Here is a 16,176-nt window from a genome sequence, read left to right on the forward strand (position 1 = left end):
GAGCCTTTCCTCATAGCCTGATGTGATGCACGCCGATGAAGCGCACACCACGCCCGAAGCCCTGCTGCTGCCGACGATGGGCCCCATTTCGCAGGATAGGAATGGGAAACCCATGATCGAAAGCACGATCGACGTCATGCTTGTGCCCGTGGCCACCGACAGTGGTCAGGAACGGCTGATCGCGCTGGCATTCACTGCTGCCGACCTTCTGACCGCCGCGCTGGGCGTGGATCAGCCGTGGGTGACGGTGCCGGTCGAGGAGTTGGATCAGGCCCTCGAGGGTTCCGGCGCACGAGCCGTCCTGGTCGATGCTCAACTGGCCCGTGGCGCCGAAGGAGATCACTCAAATGGTTGATCCGAACTTTTCCGGCATCAACCCCGCGAACCTCCAGCGGAGCATCGACGCGCTGGTCGGCAGCAGCAAGGTGTTGCACGGCGGAAGGGCGTCGTACTACGGCCGCTTTCAGAAGTGCGGACTCGACACCAGGCATCTCACCGAGATCGCGAAGATCGCCGGCTGGGTCGACGACGAACTCCCCATGCTGCGACGGCGCCATGCGCTGGCCTCGGCGATGGAGGACGACAGACCACACCATCGGGCCGGCGCCGGGGAACGACACGCGATGGTGCGCCTTCCCGAGCCCGTGATGAGCATGGCGTCGGCCCGGGCGGAGGGGGAGGCCCTCGCGGACGACGCCGACCAGGCCGGGCGGCTTGCGCGTGGTCCTGGCGGGAGGGAGTTTCACCGGATCGCGGCGACTCTGGCCGCCCATCACGGAGATCCGGACTTCACTTCTGCGTTCTATGCGCAGATGGACCCGAAGCTGGCGAAGAGCCTTCCGTCCGTGATCATGGCGGCTGCTGCCGGTTCGGCAGAGTCGGATGCGAAAGTCTTCGGCCAGGCGTTCACCACGGCGGCCATGGCGGATTCGCCCGCGCCGGGGTTCAAGCAGACGCTTTCGCTCTTTCATGGCCCCATCGGTGCAAACGATCCGGGTGCATTCTTCAACCGGGCCCTGATGCAAGGGGACACGCCTGAACTCTGGGATCGCGGTTGGTGGCACCTGAAGAGGGCCTCGGCGAAGCTGCTCGACCCTGCGGACACCTGGTCCGACGACGTCGGGTTGCTGGCCGGAGTGATCGGGGTGCAGATCCAGCTCTCCGATCATTACCGTGAGGAGGCCACGGAGTTCGCCCGCGATGCGCAACAGCTCTACCGGGAACGGGTCGCTGCCATCGGGAAGGCAGCCAAACGGCGACTGTCAAAAGCGACCGGTCACACCGGTAGAGCGGCCAAGGCGGCGGCCATGGAATCGGAACGGCTGTTCGGCCAGTACGGTCTCGGGTCGTTGTCCAGGCTGATGGAGGCATCGGTGGGAGACGCCACGGGCTGGCTCGTCCGCACGGTGCCGAGCCTTCAGCCGCCCGGAGAGCTGGGCGCATTCGGCGGGATTCTGCGCGTGGGCGGGAAGGCGCCGCTCGTAGGCACGTTGCTGACTGTTGGGGCCACGGCTTGGGATATCAAGCATGGGACCGATACGGATGTGGCTGTCGCGGCGAATGTGGGTGGGATGGCGGCGGGGGCGGCGGGGACGTGGATGGGTGTCGCAGGCGTAGCCGTCATGGGAGGGCCTGTTGGTTGGGGGATCGCGGCTGGCATCGCCGGAGGCTTCGTTGCCGGATACGCGATTTCTTATGTCCTGAAGGACACACCATCGGGTGTGAGGGCTGTCCACGAGTTGAATGACACAGTGACGCGATGACGGACGCTGGCCTCCGTCGCTAATTGGTTGTCATAGGATCGAGCTGAAATGGCAAAGAAGAACGAGAGATCACCTCGGTGGGCACTTCCACGGCATATTCTTCATGCCAAAGAGTCTACCGATCAGGGCTTACGCGGGCTTCGCCCGCCGCTTCCCAGGCGACGCTTCATCCTGGCTGTCTTCAGCATGGCCGTGTTGGGCTGTTGCTTGTTGGCCACCCTCTGGATTCCACCACATTCAGTTGTGAACAAACTTCGCGCGAATGGCGTGGCGACTTCCGCAGAGGTTACGGGCTTAAATAGTTACACGAAGAGCGTGCAAGTTCAATTTAATTCCACCATCGGAACTGTGCATACCAAGTTGTACGATGCCTCTAGAGTGGCGCGCTACGTCAAACCAGGCGACCACGTCGATGTCACGTACGATCCAAGCGATCCATCGCAAGTAGTCGCCCAAAGTTGGCTTAACGACCCGCCCTACGTGAATATCGCGGTCGTCTGCAGCCTGGCGATGGTCCTCCTCTTCGGGTGCGGCACCGCCGCCCTCATCCTCCGCCGCCGTCACATCCTCCGCACCTACGGCCCGCCCACACCCACCCCAAGTCCGCCGAACCCGGATGAACCACCCATGTCGCTCGTCAAGCCGTGAGTGCCAACTCCCGCCAATCCAAAGACTGAAGGGGCTTTACGGGAACTCCCCGCGGTGCGGTAGCGTCCACTGTTGCAAACGGATAGTCCGTTTACCTCTACAACACGGGGAGGATCGCGATGGATCGCGGTGCAGATCTTCATCAGCTTCGGGACTTGGCCAAGCTCTTTGCGCACAAGTCGACCGACCTTCAGACTCTGATCAAGAACCTGAACACGGCCACGTCCAGCAGCCATGGCTACTGGAAGGGCCCGAAGGCCGACCGCTTCCGCAGCGACTGGGAGGGCGTCCGTCCGACCTTCGAGAAGTGGGTCGACACGCTGCACGACGCCAGCAAGTCGGCGTCCACCAGCGCGGACAACATCGAGCGCGCCACCTGATCCCGATCAGCTGCGTGTAACGACCGCCGGGGCGGCCACCTGAACAAGGTGGCCGCCCCGGCGCGTTGTGCCGTACGGGATGTACGGGAGGCGCGGCATCTCCGAGGCGTCAGCCGCGCAACGCGCCCTGGATCGGCGTGAGCGTTCCGCCGGCGATCAGCAGGCCGCTGCCCGCCGGGCCCGCGGCGCTGTTGGACGGCAGGCGGACGTTGAAGAGTTCGCCCTCCTGAGGGGTCTGCGGGGTGAGCAGGATCCCGTTGCGGGACTTGCGGGCCTCGGGGACGAAGCCCCGGTACTGCGAGGCGAGCGAGTCCGTGGTTCCGGCCGCGATCAGGCCGTGGTCGCCGTCCGCGCCCTTGCGGATGACGTTCTCCAGGGCCTCGTCGAGGTTGCCGTCGTAGAGGAGTTCCGCATCGTCGACGACGACCACGTACGGGCGTCCCTCCGCTTGCTCCAGCAACTCATCGAGGTCGTCCTCCCGGCTCTCCCCGTTCAGTACGCCCAGCACGCCGTCGCGTCCCTCGAGATCGCGGAGCGGTGAGCGGCGCGGGGTGATGAGGACGACCGGGGTGCCCGCCCGCAGCAGTGATTCGGTGGCGACCACCAGAGCGTTGGAGCGGCCGGACTTGGGCGGTCCGGCGATCACGAAGCCCGGGCCGGACTCCTGCAGGTCGACGCCCATCGGGGACAGTTCGTCCCCGCCGACGCCCAGCAGTGCCCAGAGCGGCGACCGTGGTGCCGGCGTCGGGTCAAGGGCCATGGCGTGTTCCGCGGTGATGCGGGCCGGAAGGGCGTCGACCCGCATCGGGCCGCGGCCGACGGGGATCCGGCCGTAGTGGGTCTGGGCGGCTTCCGCGATCTCCCGGAGCCTGCGCACCTGGGCCTGGCCCGCCGGATCGGCGTCGAGCAGGGCGATCTGGGTCTCCTCGACGCCGTTGTCGGTGATCCGCAGTGCGCGGCCCGGTGGCATGTCCTTGGGGACCTCGCGGGTCTGCAACCCCGCCATCGAGTAGTCGTTGACGTCGGCGAACCGCAGGACCAGCCGGTCGGCGAACGCGGAAGCGACGTTGCCGCTCAGCCCGGAGCGGTCTGCGGTCATCACGACCTTGAGGCCGACGGCCGAGCCCTCGCGGAAGATCCGCTGCAGCTGCTCGATCAGCTGGCCGTAGTTGTAGTTCTCGAAGGTGGAGACGAACCCTTCCCAGCCGTCGAGCAGCAGCACCATCCACGGCAGCCGGTCCTCGGGCGCGGCGCCGGCCCGCTGTTCGGCCGCGCTGGAGGCGCCCTCCATGGCGAGCATCTGCTGGCGCCGGGCGATCTCGGCGAGCAGGCGGTCGAGAAGCCGGCGTACCCGGTCCGGCTCGTCGCGGTTGACCACGGCGCCGACATGCGGCAGCCGGACCAGCGGCAGCAGTGCGTTGGAGCCGCAGTCGATGGCGTAGACGTGCACGTCGAAGGGTGAGGTCTGCCGGACGATGGCGCCGCCGAGGGTACGCAGCGCCGTGGAGCGGCCGCACCTGGCGCCACCGATCAGCAGGGTGTGCTCGCCGTGCACCAGGTCGACGGCAAGCGGCTTGCGGGCCTGCTGGGCGGGCAGGTCGGTGAGGCCGTAGCCGATCGGGGCCACATCGCTGTAGGTGGCCGACGGGTCGTCGAACTCGGCCAGTTCGTCGATGGTGACGTGCTCCGACAGCGGGGGCAGCCAGGGGCTGCGGGGCGCGGGGAAGCCCATGGTCTCCGAGCCCGCGCGGATCGCGTCGACCAGAACGGCGAGGTCGGTGACCATGGTGCCGTCGTCGTCCGCCTCGGCAGCCCTGGGCGCGGGGCGGCTGTACATCGGCCAGGTGAGCGGCGCCAGGGTGGCCTTCGGGCCGCTGCCGCCGGTCGCCGGGCGCCGGCCACCGATCCGGGCGGACTGGACGCCGACGAGGGACTGGGCGCCGGAGCGCACAAAGGCCCGGCCCGGCGTGGACTTGGCGATGGCGCCGGCGTCCATGGCGTCGATGACGTCCTGGGACTCGGCGCCGTCGGTCACCCGCAGCGCGATACGGAGGTTGGTGTTGGCGCGGATGTCCGCGCTGACCACACCGGCGGGGCGCTGGGTGGCGAGGACCAGGTGCACACCGAGCGAACGTCCCCGCCTGGCGATGTCGACGAGCCCGGCGATGAAGTCGGGCAGTTCGGCGACCAGCGAGGCGAACTCGTCGATGACCAGAACGAGTCGGGGCATCGGCTCGAGCTCCGGACGGAGCTTGCGGGTGTCGTTGTAGTCCTCGATGTCCTTGGTGCCGGTGTTGAAGAGGATCTCCTCACGGCGGTGCAGTTCGGCGGCGAGGGAGGCCAGAGCCCGTTCCGTCAGATGGGCGTCGAGGTCGCTGACCATGCCGACGGTGTGCGGCAGCCGGGCGCAGTCCATGAAGGCGCTGCCGCCCTTGTAGTCGATCAGTACGTAGTTGAGGGCGTCCGGGCGGTTGGCCACCGCCAGCGAGGCGATGATCGTCTGCAGCAGTTCGGACTTACCGGCGCCGGTGGTGCCGGCCACGAGCGCGTGCGGTCCGTCGCGCCGGATGTCGAGCACGAAGGGGCCGTCGGCGGCGATCCCGATGGGCGCCGCGGTCGTGGAGCCTCCGGCCTTCCACACCCGCTCGATGTCGGAGCCCGTCGGATCCGGCATGCCGATCAGGTGCAGCAGCCGGGCCGCCGTGGGCAGTGCGCTGTCGGCGTCGTCGCGGCTGACGTCCCGTACGGGTGCCAGGGAGCGGGCGAGCAGCTCGCACCAGTCGTTGGCGACCTGGTCGGCCAGGACCTCTCCGACCGCTTCCAGGCCGGAGCCGAGCAGCCGCACGCGGGAGGGGGAATCGGGCGTCCAGCACACCACCGCGCGGCACTCCTCGGGGAGCAGCCGTTCGTCCTCGTCGATGCAGAGCGCGAAGATGCCCAGCGCGGGCCCCTCCTGGAGGAGTTGCGGGACACCGGGCATCCTGCGCAGCAGCCGTGCGCCGTCGAGTACCACCAGGATGTGCGGGTCGGGGGTGAGCGAGCCCGCCATCCGCCCCTGGTTCTCCCGTGTTGCCTGCCGCCTGGTGAGTTCATTGATCAGTTCGTTGACCCGGCGGGCGATGGCCTCGGAGTCGGAGCCGACCAGCGCGACACAGTCCTGGCCCTGCTGGGGCGCGGTGTGCGGGATCCAGTGCGCCCAGTCCCATTCGACGGCGGCATCCCGCGCGGAGGAGAGGACGACCAGGGTCAGTTCACGGGGGCTGTGCAGCACGGCGGCCTGCACCGCGAGCCAGCGGGCGGTGGAGAGGGTACGCGGGCGGTCGCCCGAGATGCCCACCACGCCCAGTTCGGGGAAGGGCAGCGTGATCGGTACGTCGGGGAGCCTCGGCGGCTCGGGTCCTTCGTCGTCGAACTGCGATCCGCGTCCCATGACGAGTTCGATGTCGGCGGGCAGACTGCCCACTCCGATCCGCAGCTTCAGTACGTCCGGATCGGTGAGCCTGCGCTCCCAGAGCCGGCGGCGGGGTCCGGTGGCGAAGAGCAGGATCTCGGCCGGGTCCGGGTTCCCGGTGCGCAGCCTGCGCTGCTCCTCCTTGGCCACTCTGAGCAGATCGGCCTCGTGGGCGGCGACGTCCTTCTTGTACTGCTTGACCGATGTCTTGTTCTTCTTCTTGCCCTCACGGTTGTCGCTCAGCCATTGGCCGAGCATCATCACCGGGCTCATCAGGCAGAACATCAGCATGTAGATCTGCTTGGTGACGAAGTACATCGCGAGGCCGAAAGCCATCGGCATCAGCGCGGCGATCATCTGGAAGCGGGCGCGTTCGCTCTTCGACGGGGGTGCGGGCACGACAAGTCGCGGGCGCGGCCGGAGCGGTGAGAGGCGCGGGGGCCTGTTGTAGGCGAGCCCGCCCTCACCGGTGTCGGAGAGATGGGCGTCCGGTTCGCCGGCCTCGTCGAGTATGAAGAGGGAGTCCCCGATGCGGGCGACCCCGCCGAGCGGCCAGGGCTGCTCCGCGCCGACCGGTACGTCGTCGAGCTGGACGGCGGCGCCGGGCTGTGGAGCGAGGGTCGCTCTGCCCTGCACGTCGATCGCCAGCCGCGCTGCCACCGGAGGCAGTTGGGGGTCGGCGACGGCAAGTGTGCAGGTGGGCGCGGACCCGATGGTGGCGGTTCCGGCGGCAAGCCGGACGACCCGCCCGGAGGCAGACCCGGCGGCCACCCGGAGTTCGTAGCGGCCGAGAGGTTCACCGCGGCGCAGCAGCGGGCCGATCGAGTCGTCCACGGAGATCCGTATGCCGTCACGCAGTACGGACGCCACCGGTGTACGCGGGTCGCAGCGGTGTCCGTCGGCCCAGAGGGTGGGACCCTGGACGGGTTGGTTGCCGTAGCTGAACCGCGGGTCCAGGGTGGTCCCCGGCATGGGGACGACAACGGACGGCATCACGGCGTGCCCGGGGCCGTAGCCGGGCTGCTGTGGTCCCTGCCGGGTGGCCGCGAGTACCTCCGCGAGGTCCCCCGCGGTGGCCGCATCATCCGTATTGACCAGTACGTCCTGGGGCTCTTCCCCCTCCCGCACGACGGTCACCAGCACTCGCATGCTCGTCTTCCTCCCTGCCGGCCCGCGCTGGCCACATCGTCCATGGATGCACTGAGGCTAATGGGTGCGAACGCGGGCCGGAACAGGCGCCCCTCGCCCTTCAGACTGCCGGGAGGGCGTAGATCTCGCCGCCGTGGGTGGCCAGCAACCGCTGCCCCGACACGGCGATGTGCCACTGCTCCTCGGTGCCCTTGTTGTCGTTGTAAGTCCAGCGGGACTTACCGGTCCTCGGATCGAGGGCGAAGATCCCGCCGTCGTCGTTGTACGACGCACCGTAGAGGGTCTGCCCGACGCGGGCGTACTCCGTCGGAGCGCTTCGCGCTCCGGTCTCCTCACAGAGCCATACCTTCTTGCCACTCCTGGGATTGATGGCCCAGAGACCCTGTTCGTAGTCGGCGGCGTAGAGCACCTCGCCGACGACTCTCGGTTCCTTGAAGCCGCGACGGCCGTTGGCAGGCAGCGTCCACCGGTTGTGGCCGGATTCGACGTCGACCGCGAGCAGGGTCTCCCCCGGGACGAAGACAAGCCCGCCGTGCACCTCGGGAGTCCATTCGAGGTCGCCACCGATCTTCCGGGACCAGAGCTGCCTGCCCTTCCCGGTCTCGCGCACGGTGAGGTTGTCGTTGGAGTCCGTGTAGACGAGCCGCCCCGCCACGGCGGTGCCCATGACGTCGTAGTCGTCGGTCCCCTTGTCGCGGGTCTGCTTCCAGATCACCTTGCCTGTCCGGTGGCTGATCGCGGCCACCGCGGTCAGCCCGTCACGGATCCTGCCGTCGTTGACGGAGGCCACCACATAGACGTTCCGCTCATCGGCGGCGATGACGGCGGAGGCCGTCATCGCCTTGCCCAGACGGCTGCGCCAGGCTTCATTGCCGCTCTTCAGGTCGAGGCCGATGACGTCGCCGTCGTACTCCGTGCTGAGCAGGAAGAGCTTTCCCCCGGCGGCTGCCAGCGGTGAGCCCGGCGGGGCCACGCCGGGCCGGGTCCACACCGGTTTGCCGGTCCCGGCGTTGTACGCGATCAACGGGTCGCCGCTGATCAGCAGCGTGCCGTCATGGACCAGGAGCCGCTGGTCGGGGCTGATGGTGTCCACCGAGACCGGTGTGTGCCAGAGCACCTGCGGTGCTGTGCCGGGAGGCGGGGTGGTGAACGTGTCTCCGCCCCGGCCCGTACCGGCCTGCGTGTTCTGCCGGGCCTTGTCGTCCGCGGCCTTGCCGCCGGGGCCGGCCATCCACGCCGCTCCGCCCCCCAGCAGCCCGACGCCGACGACGCCGCCGGCCGCGATGCCGAGGAAACGACGGCGGGAGGGGGCCGCGGGCGCGCCGGTGGCGCCCGGATTGTCCAGGACCGTCGGGACCGGACCGAAGCCCTGGGAGGCCGCGGTCGGGAAAGTCGCGGCGGCCGGGAAGGCGGGGTTGGCGCCAGGAGTCGCTGGGGGCGCCGCGTCCGCCGGCACCGGGACGTTGCCCCCCGCAGGCGTCTCCAGGTCCAGTATCCGCGAGGCATGGGTGGCGATCGTCGACGAGACCGCCGATGGCAGCCAGTCGGCGAGGACGGCGCCGTTGTCCCCGGGGGTCAGTGACCGGAGGATCTCCGCCGGGGTCGGGCGGTGCGCCGGGTCCTTGGCCAGGCAGGCGCGGATCAGGCCGGTCAGCATCTGGGGCGTACCGGTCAGATCGGGCTCCGTGTGGACCACCTGGTAGAGCATGGCCGCCGGGGCGACCGCATCGCCGAAGACATTGCGCCCGGTGGCCGCGAAGGCCAGGACGGCGCCCAGCGAGAAGACGTCTCCCGACACCCCGACATCCCGGCCGAGCGCCTGCTCCGGGGGCATGTAACCGGGCGAGCCGACCACAACTCCGTTCTGCGTCATACGACTTCCGTCCACCGCTCGTGCGATGCCGAAGTCGATGACGCGGGGGCCGTCGGCGGCGAGGAGGACGTTGGACGGCTTGAGGTCGCGATGGATCAGACCGGCCCCGTGGATTTCCTGCAGCGCCGCAGCCAGGCCCGCACCGAGCGCGCGCACCGTGTGCTCGGGCAGTGCTCCGTGGGCCGCGACCACATCGGTGAGGTCCGGGCCGAGGACGTACGCCGTCGCCAGCCAGGGCAGCGGCGCTTCCGGGTCGGCGTCGACGACGGGAGCGGTGTGGCGGCCCGAGACCGCCTTGGCTATCTCGACCTCGTGCCGGAACCGCTGCCGGAACGCCGGGTCGGCGGCGAGGTCCTGGCGCACCACCTTCACCGCGACGGTGCGCCCGCCGGGGGAGCGTGCCAGATAGACCCGGCCCATGCCGCCGGCTCCGAGCTGCCCCAACAGCCGGTAGTTTCCCAGCGTCTGCGGATCATCCGGCTGCAACGGGTCCATAACTGACAATCCCCCACTGGTGCTTTGCTGACGTGTGCACGTTGACTACGCCACAGTAGAGAACCGGTTCCGCCGGCACGCCGCGGGACCACGACGGCCGCCCCCGCAGGCGCTCACCCGACAGGCGGAGCACGCAGGCCCGGAGTACTCGGGCCCCGGGTACCCGGGCCGGGTGGCAACCGGCTTCAGGGAGTGAGCAGTTCGACGTTCACATCGGCGGGGAAGCCCGTGGTGTCGCCGACCCGGCGGGCGAATTCACGGACGCCTTCGAGCTGGTCCGCTCCGAAACGGAAGTCCAGGGTGGTGAAGTAGCGCTCCAGCAGCGCCGCGTCGAAGACCTCCCAGTGGGAGGCCTGTTCGGCGACCTTGGCGACCTCCTCGAGCGACACGTCACGGGAGGACAGGAACGCCTCGTGCACCGCCCTGACGACCTCGGGCTCCCGGGCCACGTACTCCTTGCGCGCGGCCCACACCGCGAAGACGAACGGCAGCCCGGTCCACTCCTTCCACATCTGGCCCAGGTCGTGCACCTCGAGGCCCAGCTTGGGGGCGTCGTGCAGATTCGCGCGCAGCGCGGCGTCCCCGATCAGGACGGCGGCGTCGGCCTCCAGCATCATCACCCGGAGGTCGGGCGGGCACTGGTAGTAGTCGGGCGTGACGCCGTGCCGTTCGGCGAGCAGCAGCTGGGCCAGGCGTACGGAGGTCCGCGAGGTGGAACCGAGGGCCACTCGTGCTCCGTCGAGCTGGTCCAGCGGCTTCTTGGAGACGATCACGCAGGACATGACAGGGCCGTCGCAGCCGACCGCGAGGTCGGGGAAGGCCACCAGGTCGTCGGCGTTCTTGAGGAACTCGACAAGGGTGACGGGCGCGATGTCGAGCTCGCCGCGGATCAGCTGTTCGCTGAGCTTCTCCGGGGTGTCCTTGGTCAGCTCGAGGTCGATCAGCGTTCCGGTCCTGGCCAGCCCCCAGTAGAGGGGCAGACAGTTCAGGAACTGGATGTGTCCGACCCGGGGCCTGCTGCGACGGTGGTCGGCTTCGGCGGCGGTCCCGGTGACGGGGGCGGCGGAATTTTCGGCGTATGAATTGTCCACATCGTGAGGCTAGACCTGCCTTGTACGGTGAAGAACTCAGGGTCGCCCGGCGGCCCGCGAGCCGCTCGGCAAACGTCCCGGTGAAGTGATCTTCACCTCTACCGCGGGCGCGCGAGCCCATGCTAGGCTCGCCGCAAGTTGCAGTTTGGTTTCCCTTGCAGTACAGAGCCTGCGGAGCATGTGACCCGCAGGCTTTTGTAGTTTTCAGACTTCTTAGCAGGTTCTGGAGCAGGGCAACCCTTTGGCCCAAGGAGGGCTTATGGCTACCGGAACCGTCAAGTGGTTCAACGCTGAAAAGGGCTTCGGCTTCATCGCCCAGGACGGCGGCGGCCCGGATGTCTTCGTCCACTACTCCGCGATCAACGCGTCTGGTTTCCGCTCACTCGAGGAGAACCAGGTCGTGAACTTCGACGTCACGCAGGGCCCGAAGGGTCCGCAGGCGGAGAACGTCACCCCGGCCTAGTTGCCCGGGCCGATCGGATCGCGGTCGGGAATAGCACCACCCAAGGAGCCCGCTCCGCACGTTTTCGTGCGGAGCGGGCTCCTGCCTTGTGACGGGCCGGCCGGCCCGGGCGGCCGCACCCTTGCCCCGTAACGGCCCGTGGCCGGGTGACCGCCCACGGTCCCGTGACGGCCCCGGCCCGGGACGCAGCGCTCGGTCCTCGGGAGGGTCCTCAGCGGGTCCTGCGGTCGTAGAGCCCTTCGATCTCCGCAGCGAAGTCCTTCTCGATCGCCGCCCGCTTCAGCTTCAGCGAAGGCGTCAGATGCCCGCTCTCCTCCGTGAACTCCACCGGCAGGACGGTGAACCTGCGGATGGACTCGGCCCGTGAGACCAGCCGGTTGGCCTCGTCCACGGCACGCTGGAGGGCGGCCAGCAGGTCCTCGTCCTCCACGAGTCTGCGCATCGAGAGGTCCGTCTTGTTCCGCATCCGGCGCCAGTGGGCGAGCCCGTCGGGTTCCAGGGTGATCAGTGCCGTGATGTACGAGCGGTTGTCGCCGATCACCATGCACTGCCCCACCAGCGGATGCGCCCGCAGCCAGTCCTCAAGGGGGGCCGGCGCGACGTTCTTGCCGGCGGAGGTGATGATCAGGTCCTTCTTGCGTCCGGTGATCGTCAGATAGCCGTCCCCGTCCAGCGCGCCCACATCCCCGGTCGGGAACCACCGGTCGGGTACCGGCCTGGCAGCCGCGTCGTGCTGCGCGTCCCAGTAGCCGCTGAACACCTGGCCACCGCTGAGCAGCACCTCGCCGTCCTCCGCGATACGGACCGCGGTGCCTGGCAGCGGCCAGCCCACCGTGCCGAGCCGCGGCTTCAACGGGGGCGTGACGGTCGCCGCCGCGGTGGTCTCGGTGAGGCCGTACCCCTCGAAGATCTGGATGCCGGCGCCGGCGTAGAACGCCGCGAGGCGGTGACCGAGCGGGGAACCGCCGCAGATCGCGTACTTCACCCTGCCGCCGAGTGCCGCCCGGATCCGCCGGTAGACCAGCGGGTCGTACAGCGCGTGGGCCAGCCGCAGGCCCACGCCGGGGCCGCGGCCCGTGCCGTGCTCGACGGCCTCAAGGGCCTGTCCGTAACGCTGGGCGATCCTGGCCGCCCGGTCGAAGGACGAGGCCCGGCCCATCTTCTCGGCGGTCGCCCGGCCGGTGTTGTAGACCTTCTCCAGCACGTACGGGATCGCCAGCAGGAACGTCGGCCGGAAGCCGGCGAGATCGGCGAGCAGATCATCGGTGGCGATGCTGGGGGCGTGGCCCAGGCGTACCCGGGCCCGCAGACAGCCGATCGCGACCATCCGGCCGAAGACATGGGAGAGCGGCAGGAAGAGCAGGGTGGACGCCGGGTCCTTGCTCACCGACTTGAACACCGGGTGCAGCAGCTCGATCGCGTTGTCCACCTCGGCGAAGAAGTTGCCGTGGGTGAGGACACAGCCCTTGGGCCGCCCCGTGGTGCCCGAGGTGTAGATGAGCGTCGCGACATGGGAGGGCGAGAGACCGGCCCGCCGGTCCGCGACCACCTGGTCCGGTACGTGCCGCCCGGCGTCCTTCAGCACGCCGATCGCGCCGGTGTCGAACTCCCACAGTTGGGCCAGCCCCGGAAGCTGACGGCGCTCCGAGCTGATGATCCGCGCCTGTTCCTTGTTCTCCACGGCGCAGGCGACCGCACCCGAGTCCTGGAGTATCCAGCGGGCCTGGAACGCGGAGGACGTCGGGTAGATGGGCACGGTGACCAGGCCCGCCGCCCAGGCGGCGAAGTCCAGCAGGGTCCACTCGTAGGTGGTGCGTGCCATGATCGCGACACGGTCGCCGGGCTGCAGGCCCTCGGCGATCAGTCCTTTCGCCACGGCCTGGACATCGGCGGCGAACTCCAGGGCGGAGACGTCCTGCCAGCTGTCGTCCGGCCGCTTCCTGCTGATCACCGGCTCATCGGGGGCCTGATGGGCGTTGTCGAAAGGGATGTCGGCCAGCGATCCGTGCTCGACGGGGGGTACCAGCGGCGGTACGGACACTTCCCGCACCATTCCGTCCACCCACCGCTTGTGCGGTTCAACCTGCTGCACTGACACGGTCACTTGCGGCTCCTCATGTCGTCGTACGCGGCCGTGGTGCACCGCGGGGTCAGGGTCGTTCCAGCACCGCGGTCACTCCCAGACCGCCCGCCGCGCAGATCGAGATCAGGCCCCGCCCCGGGGCGTCCCGCTCCGCCAGCAGCTGGGCGAGCGTGGCGACGATCCTGGCGCCGGTGGCGGCGAAGGGGTGACCGGTCGCGAGCGAGGAGCCCGCGACATTGAGCTTCGCGCGGTCGACCGGGGCAAGGCCCTGTTTCTCCCAGGCGGCGAGGGTGGCCAGCACCTGGGACGCGAAGGCCTCGTGGATCTCGAAGAGGTCGAAGTCGCCGATGGTGAGACCTGCGCGCTCCAGCATCCGCGGCACGGCGTGGGCGGGGGCCATCAGCAGCCCGTCGTCGCCGTGGACGTAGTCCACCGCCGCGGCCTCGTACAGGGTCAGGTAGGCGAGCGGCCGGAGTCCGCGTTCCTGCGCCCACTCCTCGCTCGCCAGCAGCACGGTGGCCGCGCCGTCGGTCAGCGGGGTCGAATTGCCCGCTGTCATTGTCGCGTTCGCGTGCTCGACGCCGAACACCGGTTTCAGCGCGGCGAGTTTCCCGGCAGTGGATCCCGGTCGGAGGTTCTGGTCGCGATGAAGCCCGCGGAAGGGCACCACCAGGTCCCGCAGGAAGCCGCGCTCATAGGCCGCGGCCAGGTGCTGGTGACTGGCGGCGGCCAGTGCGTCCTGCGCCTCGCGGCTCACCCCCCACTCGCGGGCGGAGACCGCCGCGTGCTCGCCCATCGAGAGTCCGGTACGCGGTTCGGCGTTGCGCGGGATGTCCGGCACCAGATGCCGGGGACGCACCCGGCCGAGTGCCCGGAGCCGCCCTGCGGTGGTCTTCGCCCGGCGGGCCTCCAGGAGAATCCGCCTGAGCTGGTCGTTGACGCCGAGCGGGGCGTCGCTCGCGGTGTCGGAGCCGCCGGCGATCGCGGAGTCGATCGCGCCGAGGGCGATCTTGTTGGCGGTGGCGATGACCGCCTGGAGGCCCGTCCCGCAGGCCTGCTGGATGTCGTACGCCGGGGTCCGGGGGTCCAGGCGTGAGCCCAGGACCGTCTCCCGTGCGAGGTTGAAATCGCGGCTGTGCTTGAGCACGGCGCCCGCGACGAACTCCCCGATCCGCTCGCCCTCCAGAGCGAACCGCCCGACCAGTCCGTCCAGTGCCGCAGCCAGCATGTCCTGATTGGACGCGGTGGCGTACGGGCCGTCGGAGCGCGCGAAGGGGATACGACTGCCGCCGATCACAGCGACTTTGAGCGGCATCATCTCGACCAACTCCTGACCCTTGAGTAACCTTACTCAAGAGTAAATCTACGATGCCACAGGGAGTCCGGACAATGGCCGATCGCTATCTGCACTTCACGAGCACAGCACCCGGCCGTTTCCTGACCAGCAGGCTCGGCCTCCCGCAACCCGCTGAACTGCGCCGATGGTCGGTCGAACACCCCTCCCTCGACGGCCCGTTGCTCCATCTGACGGCGGGCGGCACACCGCTCTCCGGGCTTGCCGGCCTGCTGGGCCGCACCGGTCACGAGATCGCCGGGAAGGCCGAACGGCCCGCCGGCGTGGTGCTGGACGCGACCGGGGTGACGACGGTGAGCGGGCTCGCGGATGTCCATGCCGCGCTGCACCCCGTCGTACGGTCGGTGGCGTCCGGCGGCCGGTTCGTGGTGCTCGGTTCGCCGCTCTCCGTGGAGGACCACCATCAGGCCGCGGCGCAGCAGGCGTTGGAGGGCTTCGTACGGTCGCTGGGCAAAGAGGTCGGGCGGGGCCGCACGGTACAGCTGGTCCGGTCGGCGTCGGCGCGCGCGGCCGAGTCGACCCTGCGCTTTCTGCTGTCGCCGAAGTCCGCCTACGTCAGCGGCCAGGTCATCGAGATCGCGGATGTCGAACCGGCCTCCCCGGAGACCTGGGACCTCCCGCTCGCCGGACGCAACGCGCTGGTCACCGGGTCCGCACGCGGTATCGGCGCCTCGGTCGCCGCGACGCTGGCACGGGACGGCGCCCAGGTCTTCTGCCTGGACGTCCCCCAGTCGGGCGACGAACTGGCCGGAACCGCGGCCCGTATCGGCGCGACCGCACTCCCCATGGACATCACGGCCGCAGATGCCGCAGACCGCATGGCCGAGGCGTTCCCCGACGGCCTGGACGTCCTGGTCCACAACGCGGGCATCACCCGCGACCGCCGCCTCGCCAACATGCCGGCGGACCGCTGGGCGAGTGTGCTCGACGTCAATCTGGACAGCGTCCTGCGGACCACCGACACGCTGCTGGAGTCGGGCGCTCTGCGGGCGGGCGGGCGGATCATCGCCACGGCATCCATCGCCGGTATCGCCGGAAACACCGGCCAGACCAACTACGCGGCGAGCAAGGCGGGGATCATCGGGCTGGTACGGGTCCTGGCCACCCGGCTCGCCGATCAGGGCATCACCGTCAACGCCGTGGCTCCCGGCTTCATCGAGACGAAGATGACGGCTGCCGTGCCGTTGTTCATCCGGGAGGCGGGCCGGCGGATGAACTCGCTGGGACAGGGCGGCCTCCCGGTGGACGTGGCCGAGACCACGGCGTGGTTCGCGAATCCCGCGTCGGGCGGGGTCCGGGGACAGGTGGTGCGGGTGTGCGGACAGAGCCTGCTGGGGGCGTGACCGGGGCCGTACGCCCCCCACCCCCCTCCGACCCGGCCGGCTCGATCCCGCCCGGCTCGGGCCCGCCCGGAACCGGGTGTGAA

Annotated in this window: 10 protein-coding genes; 5 read left to right on the plus strand and 5 right to left on the minus strand. The window is 69.4% G+C overall.

Annotated features, from left to right (window positions below; translation table 11 throughout):
• Positions 1-25: 25 nt before the first annotated feature.
• From OHS16_RS12875 to OHS16_RS12885, 3 genes are all read left to right on the plus strand, one after another.
• Complete coding sequence (locus tag OHS16_RS12875) at positions 26-355, plus strand: SAV_915 family protein (RefSeq protein WP_328537324.1); 330 nt, start codon at positions 26-28, stop codon at positions 353-355.
• Positions 348-1,763, plus strand: a complete 1,416-nt coding sequence (locus OHS16_RS12880) for a hypothetical protein (protein WP_328537325.1) — start codon at positions 348-350, stop codon at positions 1,761-1,763. The genes OHS16_RS12875 and OHS16_RS12880 overlap by 8 nt, the downstream gene beginning before the upstream one ends.
• 767 nt (positions 1,764-2,530) lie before the next feature.
• On the plus strand, positions 2,531-2,791 hold the full coding sequence (locus tag OHS16_RS12885; RefSeq protein ID WP_328537326.1) for a WXG100 family type VII secretion target: 261 nt from the start codon (positions 2,531-2,533) through the stop codon (positions 2,789-2,791).
• 109 nt (positions 2,792-2,900) lie between these two features.
• Here OHS16_RS12885 and OHS16_RS12890 read toward each other — a convergent pair whose 3' ends face one another.
• The 3 genes from OHS16_RS12890 to OHS16_RS12900 form a co-directional block, all read right to left on the minus strand.
• Positions 2,901-7,391, minus strand: coding sequence for an FtsK/SpoIIIE domain-containing protein (locus OHS16_RS12890; protein WP_328537327.1), 4,491 nt, complete (start codon positions 7,389-7,391; stop codon positions 2,901-2,903).
• A 100-nt stretch (positions 7,392-7,491) separates the two neighbouring features.
• Positions 7,492-9,759 carry a serine/threonine-protein kinase gene (locus OHS16_RS12895; RefSeq protein WP_328537328.1) on the minus strand — a complete coding sequence of 756 codons (2,268 nt, stop codon included), beginning with the start codon at positions 9,757-9,759 and terminating at the stop codon, positions 7,492-7,494.
• A 185-nt stretch (positions 9,760-9,944) separates the two neighbouring features.
• Entirely contained in the window at positions 9,945-10,850 is a 906-nt protein-coding gene (locus OHS16_RS12900) for a menaquinone biosynthetic enzyme MqnA/MqnD family protein (RefSeq protein ID WP_443042608.1), read from the minus strand.
• Positions 10,851-11,109: 259 nt separating this feature from the next.
• Between OHS16_RS12900 and OHS16_RS12905 the strand changes: the two genes are divergently transcribed.
• Positions 11,110-11,313 (plus strand): cold-shock protein, encoded by a 204-nt coding sequence (locus OHS16_RS12905; protein ID WP_003967102.1) that lies wholly within the window; start codon positions 11,110-11,112, stop codon positions 11,311-11,313.
• Positions 11,314-11,524: 211 nt separating this feature from the next.
• Here the strand turns inward: OHS16_RS12905 and OHS16_RS12910 are convergent, their stop codons facing one another.
• Entirely contained in the window at positions 11,525-13,366 is a 1,842-nt protein-coding gene (locus OHS16_RS12910; RefSeq protein ID WP_328540824.1) for an AMP-dependent synthetase/ligase, read from the minus strand.
• Positions 13,367-13,463: 97 nt separating this feature from the next.
• Complete coding sequence (locus OHS16_RS12915) at positions 13,464-14,714, minus strand: acetyl-CoA C-acetyltransferase (protein ID WP_328537329.1); 1,251 nt, start codon at positions 14,712-14,714, stop codon at positions 13,464-13,466.
• Positions 14,715-14,785: 71 nt separating this feature from the next.
• Between OHS16_RS12915 and OHS16_RS12920 the strand changes: the two genes are divergently transcribed.
• The gene (locus OHS16_RS12920) at positions 14,786-16,093 is read left to right on the plus strand and encodes a 3-oxoacyl-ACP reductase (protein WP_328537330.1); all 1,308 of its coding nucleotides are present in this window, start codon (positions 14,786-14,788) and stop codon (positions 16,091-16,093) included.
• Positions 16,094-16,176 lie beyond the last annotated feature (83 nt).

It is taken from the genome of Streptomyces sp. NBC_00344, assembly GCF_036088315.1.
GTDB lineage: Bacteria > Actinomycetota > Actinomycetes > Streptomycetales > Streptomycetaceae > Streptomyces.